Source organism: Streptomyces sp. NPDC101393, assembly GCF_044767385.1.
Lineage (GTDB): Bacteria > Actinomycetota > Actinomycetes > Streptomycetales > Streptomycetaceae > Streptomyces.
This window is the reverse complement of record NZ_JBIWNU010000008.1, coordinates 429317-439690: the sequence shown is the minus strand read 5'-3', so window position 1 is coordinate 439690 and position 10374 is coordinate 429317. Positions and strand designations below refer to the sequence as shown.

Annotated in this window: 7 protein-coding genes and 1 tRNA gene; 3 read left to right on the top strand and 5 right to left on the bottom strand. The window is 70.5% G+C overall.

Annotated features, from left to right (window positions below):
* Window positions 1-176: 176 nt before the first annotated feature.
* Window positions 177-1010: an SAM-dependent methyltransferase gene (locus ACIRQ7_RS26760; protein WP_404265224.1), complete on the top strand. Its 834-nt coding sequence runs from the start codon at window positions 177-179 to the stop codon at window positions 1008-1010.
* Between the two features lie 330 nt (window positions 1011-1340).
* Here ACIRQ7_RS26760 and ACIRQ7_RS26755 read toward each other — a convergent pair.
* A tRNA-Leu gene (locus tag ACIRQ7_RS26755) sits at window positions 1341-1422 on the bottom strand.
* Window positions 1423-1949: 527 nt separating this feature from the next.
* Here ACIRQ7_RS26755 and ACIRQ7_RS26750 point away from each other — a divergent pair.
* Window positions 1950-2732, top strand: coding sequence for an ABC transporter ATP-binding protein (locus ACIRQ7_RS26750; protein WP_401472946.1), 783 nt, complete (start codon window positions 1950-1952; stop codon window positions 2730-2732).
* Between the two features lie 67 nt (window positions 2733-2799).
* Window positions 2800-5334 (top strand): ABC transporter permease, encoded by a 2535-nt coding sequence (locus ACIRQ7_RS26745; protein ID WP_404265223.1) that lies wholly within the window; start codon window positions 2800-2802, stop codon window positions 5332-5334.
* Between the two features lie 82 nt (window positions 5335-5416).
* Here the strand turns inward: ACIRQ7_RS26745 and ACIRQ7_RS26740 are convergent, their stop codons facing one another.
* The 4 genes from ACIRQ7_RS26740 to ACIRQ7_RS26725 all read right to left on the bottom strand — a co-directional run bounded on the left by ACIRQ7_RS26740 (window position 5417) and on the right by ACIRQ7_RS26725 (window position 10368).
* The gene (locus tag ACIRQ7_RS26740; protein ID WP_404265222.1) at window positions 5417-6727 is read right to left on the bottom strand and encodes a class I SAM-dependent methyltransferase; all 1311 of its coding nucleotides are present in this window, start codon (window positions 6725-6727) and stop codon (window positions 5417-5419) included.
* A gap of 235 nt (window positions 6728-6962) precedes the next feature.
* Entirely contained in the window at window positions 6963-8351 is a 1389-nt protein-coding gene (locus ACIRQ7_RS26735; RefSeq protein WP_401472937.1) for an NAD(P)/FAD-dependent oxidoreductase, read from the bottom strand.
* Window positions 8352-8887: 536 nt separating this feature from the next.
* On the bottom strand, window positions 8888-9829 hold the full coding sequence (locus tag ACIRQ7_RS26730) for an exopolyphosphatase (RefSeq protein WP_404265221.1): 942 nt from the start codon (window positions 9827-9829) through the stop codon (window positions 8888-8890).
* Complete coding sequence (locus ACIRQ7_RS26725; RefSeq protein WP_401472931.1) at window positions 9826-10368, bottom strand: DUF501 domain-containing protein; 543 nt, start codon at window positions 10366-10368, stop codon at window positions 9826-9828. Before ACIRQ7_RS26725 ends, ACIRQ7_RS26730 begins: the two co-directional genes overlap by 4 nt.
* Between the last annotated feature and the right edge of the window lie 6 nt (window positions 10369-10374).

Sequence of the window (10374 nt, the reverse complement as noted above, 5' to 3'; positions counted from 1 at the left end):
GGCAAGGGCCAGTTGACGCCCTGGCTCCGTTTTCTCCGCTCCGCGGGCGGTGTGATGGAATGCGCTCGCATGTCACAGTCGCACCGCCGGCGGAGCCGGGACCGGGCCGACGAGAAACGGCCCGGCCGTACCGGGCCCCGCGCGCCGTGGAGCGGCGGCGGATGAGGGGACGCAGGGTGCAGCAGACGGAAGAGATACGGCGGACGCCGCTCGCGGACGGCGGGCGGATGCGGGAGACCGACCTGGACGAGGTCTTCGACACCGACTACGAATACTTCATGAGCTCCGGTCACGACAGGGAGTTCAACCGCGCGGAGGCGGATATCGCGGTACGCGCCGGGAGGATGAAACCCGGCATGCGGGTGCTGGACGCGGCATGCGGCTACGGACGCATCGGCCTGGAACTGGCCCGCCGCGGCATCCACGTGCACGGCGTCGACCGCAACCCCGCGCTGGTGGCCTCCGCCCGCACCCGGGCCGGCGAGCAGCGCCTGCCCGCCGTCTTCGACGCCGCGGACCTGCGCGAACTGGATGCCGATGGCGCCTATGACGCCGCGTTGGTGTGGTTCACCTCCTTCGGATACAGCAGCGACGCCGACAGCCGTCTGATCCTGAGCAATCTGCGCGGCGCCCTGCGCCCCGGCGGCCGGCTGCTGCTGGACATCCTCAACCCGGCGCACCAGCGGGCCCTGGGAAGCTCCGGACGCCCGCAGTTGGGGCTCCAGCGGGTGGGGCCCGATTTCATGCTCGACGAGGTCACCTTCGACGCGGCCCGCAACCGGCTCGAATCCCGGCGCACGGTGGTACGCGACCGGATCCTGCGCGAATGCCGCTGGTCGCTGCGCATGCTCACACCGGACGAGATCGAGCAGTGGCTGCGCGAAGCGGGCTTCACCGACGTGCAGTTGCTCGGTGACGGCGGCCTGCCCTTCGAGCCCGCGCACCGCCGCATGCTGGCCGTCGCCCGGACTCCGGGCCACTCCCCGGCGGGTGCCGGGTCAACGGGCTGAGGCTTCCCCCGGCCCGGGGCGTACGCTGCCGCCACGACCGGAGGGACGGGTGGCGTACCGCGCTCCGGGGTACGCGGCAAAGGCGCCGGGGCGCATGCACGGGTGGATCCGCGGGGCGGGATGCACGAGGCGGATGTACGCGGCGAATGGACGAAACCGAGCGATATCGATTTCGGCGCGGTGAGCCGGGAAGCGCATTTCCTGCCGCATTCACCGGGCGCCGAAAAAATCCAAGATTCAAGCTCTTTTTGGTATCCGCAACGCGCCCGCGCGGCGAAGTCGCGGTGCGGTAGCGCCCCCGGACTCCGTCACACCGCTTGTCGAGAGGAGTGCCCGGAGCCGGACTTGAACCGGCACGGCCCGTAGGCCAGCGAGGTTTAAGCTCGCCGTGTCTGCATTCCACCATCCGGGCCTGGGATCCCCCATGCCACCTCAAAGAGGGCAGCACGAGCGTAGCCCGCAGGGCACCACGTAGATCGGCCGCTCTTCCCGAGGTTGTCTTATTTTATTGGCAACTGAGGGTGCATCAGTCACCGGGATGGGCCTTCGGCACATGCCTGAGCGCACTTCGCCGCCGGAGAACGCCGGGGCGAAATTCCTGCCCGAATTGACGGAAACTCGACGTCCGGTCGAGGCCCCTGCCGTGGGCCCGCCCTGACCCCGTCTCCGCACCCTTCCGTACCGCGTCCCGCGCCCCGTCCCGGGGGCCGGGCGCGGTACGGACGTCAGGGTTCGTCTCCTCCCCAGGTAGGAGCGGGCGGCGTACGGCTACGCCCAGGGGGTCGTGCAGGACGGTCACAGGGGTTGACGTCCGGGCCCGTTGCCGGGCTGACGATGGAAGCCGTCCGCTTTCCGCGGCCGGCCGGGCCACCGCGGCCCGGCCGGCCGACCGGATCCGCCGGCTCAGCCGGTCCGCCGTCCCGACAGGAGCTCCCGCCCGTGACCACCACCCACTCCGGCGTCTCGACCGCCACCCGCGCCACCGCGGTGGCCGCCCGCGCAACGGACCTGACCAAGGTCTACGGACAGGGCGAGACTCAGGTGGTCGCCCTGGACGCCGTCTCCGTCGACTTCCACCAGGCCCAGTTCACCGCGATCATGGGCCCCTCCGGGTCCGGCAAGTCGACCCTGATGCACTGCATGGCGGGGCTGGACGCGATCTCCGGCGGCTCCGCCCGGATCGGTGACATCGAGCTGACCGGGCTGAAGGACAAGAAGCTCACCCAGCTGCGGCGGGACAAGATCGGCTTCATCTTCCAGGCCTTCAACCTGCTGCCGACGCTGACCGCGCTGGAGAACATCACCCTGCCGATGGACATCGCGGGCCGAAAGCCCGACCGCGCCTGGCTGGACCGCGTCGTGGAGACCGTCGGACTGGCCGGCCGGCTCAAACACCGTCCCAGCCAGCTCTCCGGCGGCCAGCAGCAGCGCGTCGCGGTCGCCCGCGCGCTCGCCTCCCGGCCGGAGATCATCTTCGCCGACGAGCCCACCGGCAACCTCGATTCGCGCTCCGGTGCGGAGGTGCTGGGCTTCCTGCGCAACTCCGTGCGCGAGCTGGGCCAGACCGTGGTGATGGTGACGCACGACCCGGTCGCCGCCTCGTACGCCGACCGCGTCATATTCCTCGCCGACGGCCGGATCGTCGACGACATGCCCGATCCGACCGCCGACATGGTGCTGGAGCGGATGAAGGGTTTCGACGCCAAGGGGCGCACGAGCTGATCAGGCCCGACGCGACCTGACCTCGGCCCCCTCTACTCCGGACCTCACCTCCAGGACTGACTACCTCATGTTCCGTACCGCCTTGCGCAATGTGCTCGCGCACAAGGCCCGGCTGCTGATGACCGTCCTCGCCGTCATGCTCGGCGTGGCCTTCGTCTCCGGCACCCTGGTCTTCACCTCGACCATCTCCGACGCCTTCCAGTCCAGCTCCCAAAAGGGCTACGACAACGTCGACGTGGCCATCCAGCCGCACAGCTCCGACAAGGAGACCGGCCGGCCCGGCGCCGCCTCCAAGCTCGACCAGAAGCTGCTCGACAAGGCGGCCGCCGTGCCCGGCGCCGCCTCGGCCACCGGCAGCGTCTCGGGCTTCACCGCGGTCGCCGACAAGAGCGGCAAGCTGATCGGTGACGGCTTCTCGACCCGCGGCGGCAACTACTCTCCCGCCAAGGACGGCAAGGACGCCCGCTATCCGCTGCACGACGGCGTCGCGCCCCACGGCGCCCACCAGTTCGCGCTGGACGCGCACACCGCGCGGAAGGCCGGCTACAAGGTCGGCGACACCGTCCGGCTCTCCGTCGACGGCCCGGTCCGGGAGACCCGGCTGACCGGCATCTTCTCCACCGACGACGGCACCGTCGCGGCCGGCGGCAGCCTGGCGCTGTTCGACACCGCGACCGCGCAGAAGCTGTTCGCCGCCCCCGGGCAGTTCGACGAGATCGACGTGAAGGCGGCCGCGGGAACGTCCCAGAGCGCGCTGAAGGACGCCGTCGACAAGGTCCTGCCCAAGGACGGCGCCGAGGCCACCACCGGCAAGAAGCTCGCCGACGACCAGGCCGAGCAGATCGCCAAGGGCATGGACGGGATGAAGACCGGGCTGCTGGCCTTCGCCGGTATCGCCCTCTTCGTCGGCATCTTCATCATCGCCAACACCTTCACCATGCTCGTCGCCCAGCGCACCAAGGAGCTGGCGCTGATGCGCGCGGTCGGCGCCAGCCGCCGCCAGGTCACCCGCTCGGTGCTGCTGGAGGCGTTCGTGGTCGGCGCGATCGCCGGTGTCGCCGGGCTCGCGGCCGGTATCGGCATCGGCGCGGGGCTGCGCACCCTGATGAACGGCACCGGGGCGACGGTCCCGGACGGCCCGCTGGTCGTCGCGCCGTCCACGATCGTCGTCTCGCTGCTCGTCGGCATCGTCGTGACGGTCCTGGCCGCCTGGCTGCCGGGCCGCCGCGCCGCGAAGATCCCGCCGGTCGCCGCGATGAACAGCGTGCACGCCACCGCCACGACGAAGTCGCTGGTGGTCCGCAACTCCCTCGGCGCGGTCCTCGCCGGTGCGGGCGCCGCCGGTGTGCTGGTCGCCACCGGCATGGACGACGGCAAGGCGCTCATGGGCCTGGGCGCGGTGCTGCTGCTGATCGGCGTGTTCGTCCTGACGCCGCTGCTGTCCCGCCCGCTGATCGCGCTGGCCGCCCCCGTCCTGCGGATGTTCGGCATGCCGGGCAAGCTCGCCCGGCAGAACGCCGTCCGCAATCCGCGGCGTACGGCCGCCACGGCCTCGGCGCTGATGGTCGGGCTCACCCTCATCACGGGCCTCACGGTCATCGCGGGCAGCGTCCAAAAGGGCATCGACAAGATGGCCACCGCCTCCCTGAAGGCCGACTACGTCGTCTCCATGGCCGGGATGACGCCGCTCTCCCCGGACGTCGCGAAGAAGATCAGCGGCCTGGACGAGGTCACCGCCTCCAGCCCGCTGCGCAACTCCCCTGCGCGGATCGGCTCCGGCACCCAGTACCTCACCGGCGTCAATGGCAAGGACTTCGGCAAGCTCACCCAACTCGACTTCGCCAAGGGCTCGCTCGGCGATCTGCGCGGCGGCGGCGCCGTCGTGGACGACAGCATCGCCAAGGAGAAGGGCTGGAAGGTCGGCTCCCGCCTCCCGGTCACCTTCGAGGACGGCAAGAAGGGCACGCTGACGGTCTCCGGGGTCTACACCGGCAACCAGATGATCAAGGGGATCATCCTCGACAACTCCGTCCTGGCCCCGCACCAGAAGCAGATCACCGACATGCAGGTGATGGTCAAGACGAAGGACGGCGCCACCGACGCGACCAAGGACTCCCTGGTCAAGGCGCTGGGCAAGAACCCCGCGATCTCCGTCTCCGACAAGAAGGACGTCTCGGACGACATCGCGAAGATGTTCAACCTGATGCTGAACATGCTCTACGGCCTGCTGGCCATGGCCGTGATCGTCGCCGTGCTCGGCGTCATCAACACCCTGGCGATGTCGGTCTTCGAGCGCTCGCAGGAGATCGGCATGCTGCGCGCCATCGGCCTGGACCGGCGCGGCATCAAGCGCATGGTGCGCCTGGAGTCGCTGGTGATCTCGATGTTCGGCGGGGTGCTCGGCATCGGCCTGGGTGTGTTCTTCGGCTGGGCGGCCGGTGAGCTGATCGGCGGTTCGCTCGCGACGTACGAACTGGTCCTGCCGTGGGGCCGGATGGGCCTCTTCCTCGCGCTGGCCGCGGTCGTCGGGGTGCTGGCCGCCCTGTGGCCGGCCCGCCGCGCGGCCCGGCTGAACATGCTGGAGGCGATCAAGGCGGAGTGAACCGGCCCGACCCGCCGGACGGACCGGGGCCCGTGCCACGACATGGTCGTGACACGGGCCCCGGCCTTTGCGGACGGCGCTCTCAGCCCTGCCAGGCCCGCGGCCGCAGCGGCAGCCCGGCCGCCCCGGACTCCGGGGTCCGCACCGCCAGCACCTGGTTGATCCCTATCTTGTTGCGCTCGAAGGACAGCGCGGACGCGGCCATGTAGAGCCGCCACACCCGGGCCCGCCCGGGGGTGGTGAGCTTGACGGCCTCGGCCCAGTGGTTCTCCAGGTTGGCGACCCAGCGGCGCAGCGTCAGCGCGTAGTGCTCCCGCAGCACCTCGACGTCCCGCACCTCGAACCCGGCGTCCTCCAGGGCGCCCGCGGTACGGCCGATGGGTGCCAGCTCGCCGTCCGGGAACACATACCGGTCGATGAACTCGTCGACGTGGTAGGCCTCCTCGTCCTCCAGCGGGCGGCGGGCGATCTGGTGGTTGAGCAGCCGGCCGCCGGGCTTGAGCAGGGCGTACAGCGCACTCGCGTACTCGGCGTACAGCGACCGCCCGACGTGCTCGGCCATGCCGATGGAGGAGATCGCGTCGAACGGCTCGTCATGGATCTCGCGGTAGTCCTGCACCCGGATCTCGATACGGTCGGCGAGCCCGGCCTCGGCGATGCGCTTGCGGGCGTAGGTGGCCTGCTCCTCGGAGAGGGTGATGCCGACGGCCCGTACGCCGTATTCGCGCGCGGCGTGCAGCACCATCGAGCCCCAGCCGCAGCCCACGTCCAGCAGCCGCTGGCCCTCCTTGAGGCCGAGCTTGCGGCAGATCAGGTCGAGCTTGTCGCGCTGGGCGTCCTCCAGGGTGCCGTCAGGACTCTCCCAGTAGGCGCAGGAGTAGACCATCGACGGGCCGAGCACCAGCGCGTAGAAGTCGTTGCCGACGTCGTAGTGGTGGCTGATGGATTCCTTGTCGCGGAGCAGGGTGTGCAGCGGGCCGCGGCGGCTGCCGGCCTCCTCCGCCGGAGGCGCCGGCGGGAGCGGCAGACCGGACAGGCTCAGCAGTTCCCGGGCGGCGGAGCGGACCTCGGGGCGGGCCAGGGCGCGGAGCGCGGCCGCGCGCCGGGGCTTGGGGGCGGCGGTGCCGCGCTCCCAGATCAGTCCGGCCAGCACGTCGAGTGCGGCGTAGAGGTCGCCCTCGATATCGATGTCGCCGGCCACCCAGGCGCGGGCCAGGCCCAACTCGCCCGGCTTGAACAGCAGACGGCGCAGCGCCCGGCGATTTTTGATCACCAGGGTGGGTGCCCCCGGAGGCCCCGACTCGCTGCGGTCCCAGGCCCGGATGCGTACCGGGAGCGGGCATCCCAGCACCTCCTCGGCGAGCTTGGTGAGCCGTCCAGCGGCGTCGGCCATGTCGCACACCTCCGTGGTGAGAGCGTTGACGCGTGGGGCAAAGAAGTTTCACCCACCACGTAAACGCCAATTGGGCGCCGATATAGTCCCGTTCCTTCGTAAGGGAACAGCAAAGCGCCCACCGCCCGCCAGAGCGGACACGCCAAAGGGCGCCCGCCCCACGGATGGCGGACGCCCTTCGGGCTGGTCGGCGTAAGCCGACCGGAGGTTCAGGCCGAGGTCACCGGCCGGTCGTTCAGGAAGCCTTGGCCTTCGGCTTGTCGCCGGAGCCGGCCGCGGCCGGCGCGGGGGCCGGCTTGGCCGCCTCGTAGAACTCCTCGCGGGGGTTCTCCATGGCGCCGAGCGAGACGACCTCGCGCTTGAGGAACATGGCAAGGGTCCAGTCGGCGAAGACCCGGATCTTGCGGTTGAACGTCGGCATCGCCATGCCGTGGTACGCGCGGTGCATGTACCAGGCGAGACGGCCCTTGAGCTTGATCTTGGTCTTGCCCAGGACGATCATCGCGACGCCCTTGTGCAGGCCCAGACCGGCGACCGCACCCTTGTTGGCGTGGCTGTAGTCCTTCTGCGGGAAGCCGCGCATCCCGGAGATGACGTTGTCGCCGAGGACGCGGGCCTGCCGGAGCGCGTGCTGCGCGTTCGGCGGGCACCAGGCGTTCTCATTGCCGGCCTTGCGGCCGACCATGTCCGGGACCTGGGCGTTGTCGCCGGCGGCCCAGATGTAGTCGGTGCCCTGGACCTGGAGCGTCGTCTGGGTGTCGACGTGGCCGCGCGGGCCCAGCGGCAGACCGAAGCGGGAGAGCGCCGGGTTGGGCTTGACGCCCGCGGTCCACACGATGGTGTTGGAGTCGACCTCAAGGCCGTTGTTGAGCACGACGTGACCGTCGACGCAGGAGTCCATGCCGGTCTTGAGGTAGACCTCGACGCCGCGGCCTTCGAGGTGCTCCTTGCCGTAGGCGCCGAGCTTGGGACCGACCTCGGGGAGGATCTTGTCGGCGACGTCGACCAGCAGGAAGCGCATGTCCTCGCGCTTGACGTTGGTGTAGTACTTCGCGGCGTCGCGGGCCATGTCCTCGACCTCGCCGATGGTCTCCGCACCCGCGAAGCCACCGCCCACGAAGACGAAGGTCAGCGCCTTGCGGCGGACATCCTCGTCGGTCGTGGAGTCGGCCTTGTCCAGCTGCTCCAGGACATGGTTGCGCAGGCCGATGGCCTCTTCCACGCCCTTCATGCCGATGCCGTTCTCGGCCAGACCGGGAATCGGGAAGGTGCGGGAGACCGCGCCCATCGCGATGACCAGGTAGTCGAAGGGCAGCTCGTACGCCTCGCCGACCAGCGGGGCGATCGAGGCGACCTTGCGGTCCTGATCGATGGTCGTGACCCGGCCGGTGAGAACCTCCGCCTTGGGCAGCACGCGTCGTAGCGGAACCACGACGTGGCGGGGAGAGATGCTGCCGGCCGCAGCTTCAGGGAGGAAGGGCTGGTACGTCATGTACGAGCGCGGGTCGACGACCGTGACAGTCGCCTCGCCGTACCGCATCTTCTTGAGGATGCGGCGTGCCGCGTACAGGCCTACGTACCCACCGCCTACAACGAGGATCCTGGGACGCTCCGTGGTGCTCATGCAATCGAGTATCCACCCCCACATGGGGGGTCGCTCGTGAGCCCCTTCACAAGCACTGAGGGGGTATCTGCTACACTCCGCCGGCTTCGTGACCGACGCCATAGCGCGCCCGGGGAACCACCGTATAAGGCGAAGCGTTGGGAACCCCCACTGATCAGGGATTGTGGGCGCGCGAGCGACCGAACCAGGCCCCGCACAAGGGCGGCTGTAACGCCCCTGAAACCCCGCAATTTCCGGGCGCGAGGGGCCTAGGACCTTCGATTGAGGGCCAGAAGACGAGTTTCTTCGGCCAACAGGCGCCTTTTTCATGTGAAGGATTTCACGAACTTGGTCGCCGGACCCGGGTGCCAGGCCCTCCCAAGGCCCCCACGGAGCGCTCAGACGACACCCACCCCCGCTCAGAAGTCCGTGGTCAGCGGGGCGATTCGGGGCTCGGCGGAGGGGGCCGGACACGGGAAAACGAAAGGGCCGGCGCGCCTCCCGGGGATGCCCCCTGGCAGCGCGCCGGCCCCTGCCCGTTCACCGGCCCGTATCCCTCAGGCGATGCTCCAGGCGATCCCGTCCAGGATGTCGTGCTCGCTGACGACGACCTCCTCGGCGCCCGTCCGCTCCATGATCGACAGGAGGACGAGGGCGCCCGCGGCGATGACGTCGACCCGGCCCGGGTGCATGACGGGGTTCGCCGCCCGCTGCGCGTGCGTGGACGCCACCAGGTCGCCGGTGATCTCGCGGACCCTGGCCAGCGGGATCCGGGAGTGGTGGATGGCCTCGGAGTCGTAGCCCGTCAGGCCCAGCGCGATGGCGGCGATCGTGGTCACCGAACCGGCGAGGCCGACGAGGGTGGCGGCCTCGGCCAGCGGCACCGCCTCCTCGGCGTGGTCCAGCGCCCTGGCGATGTCGGCCTTTATGGCGGCGATCTGGTCCGGGGACGGCGGATCGGTGATCACGCCGTCGCGCAGCAGATGCCGCTCGGTCATCCGCACGCAGCCGACGTCCACCGAGCGGGCGGCGCGGACCGCGTCGCCGCCGAGGACGAACTCGGTCGAGCCGCCTCCGATGTCCACGACGAGGTACGGGAGTTCCAGGTCGGCGCGGCCGGTGAGTTCCTTGGTGGCGCCGGTGAAGGAGAACTCCGCCTCCTGGTCACCGGTGATCACCTCGGGCTCGACACCCAGGATGTCGACCACGCCGCGGACGAAGTCGTCGCGGTTGTCCGCGTCCCGCGACGCGGACGTCGCCACGAAGCGGACCCGCTCGGCGCTCAGTTCCTTGATCACCGCGGCGTACTCCCGGCAGGCCGCGAAGGTGCGCTCCAGCGCCTCGGGCGCCAGCCGGCCGGTGCGGTCCACGCCCTGGCCCAGCCGGACGATCTGCATCCGGCGGTCCAGGTCCTTCAGCTCCCCGGTCTCCGGGTCGGCGTCCGCGACCAGCAGCCGGATGGAGTTCGTACCGCAGTCGATGGCGGCGACCCGCTTCACTTGGCGTCTCCTTCGGCGGTGTCCTGGCAGAGGGTCACGCAGGGCCCCTTCCGCCACCACTCCGGCAGCATCGCGATCGCCTCGTCGCCGAGCGGGTTGACGCCCGGTCCGGCCGCGAGGGAATGGCCGACGAGCACGTGCAGGCACTTGACCCGGTCGGGCATCCCGCCCGCGCTCGGGAAGCCCTGCAGCACATCGATGGCGTCCCGCCGCCGGATGTAGTCCTCGTGGGCCGCGCGGTAGGCGGCGGCCAGCTCGGGGTCGCTCGCCAGCCGCTCGGTCATCTCCTTCATCACGCCGTTGGCCTCCAGCGTGCCGATCGCGGAGGCCGCGCGCGGGCAGGTGAGGTAGTAGAGCGTGGGGAAGGGGGTGCCGTCCTCCAGGCGCGGCGCCGTCTCGACGACGTCCGGCTGCCCGCAGGGGCAGCGGTGCGCGATGGCACGCAGCCCGCGCGGCGGGCGGCCCAACTGCTGCTTGAAGGCGGCGATGTCCGCGGCGGTGGGCTCGGTGGGCTCGGTCTGGGGCGGGGCGGTGTCCATGTGCGC

Bases quoted from the DNA above. Each gene is read 5' to 3' on its own strand.
- ACIRQ7_RS26745 (WP_404265223.1), top strand. From the start codon at position 2,800: ATGTTCCGTACCGCCTTGCGCAATGTGCTCGCGCACAAGGCCCGGCTG.
- ACIRQ7_RS26740 (WP_404265222.1), bottom strand. From the start codon at position 6,727: ATGGCCGACGCCGCTGGACGGCTCACCAAGCTCGCCGAGGAGGTGCTG.
- ACIRQ7_RS26735 (WP_401472937.1), bottom strand. From the start codon at position 8,351: ATGAGCACCACGGAGCGTCCCAGGATCCTCGTTGTAGGCGGTGGGTAC.
- ACIRQ7_RS26725 (WP_401472931.1), bottom strand. From the start codon at position 10,368: ATGGACACCGCCCCGCCCCAGACCGAGCCCACCGAGCCCACCGCCGCG.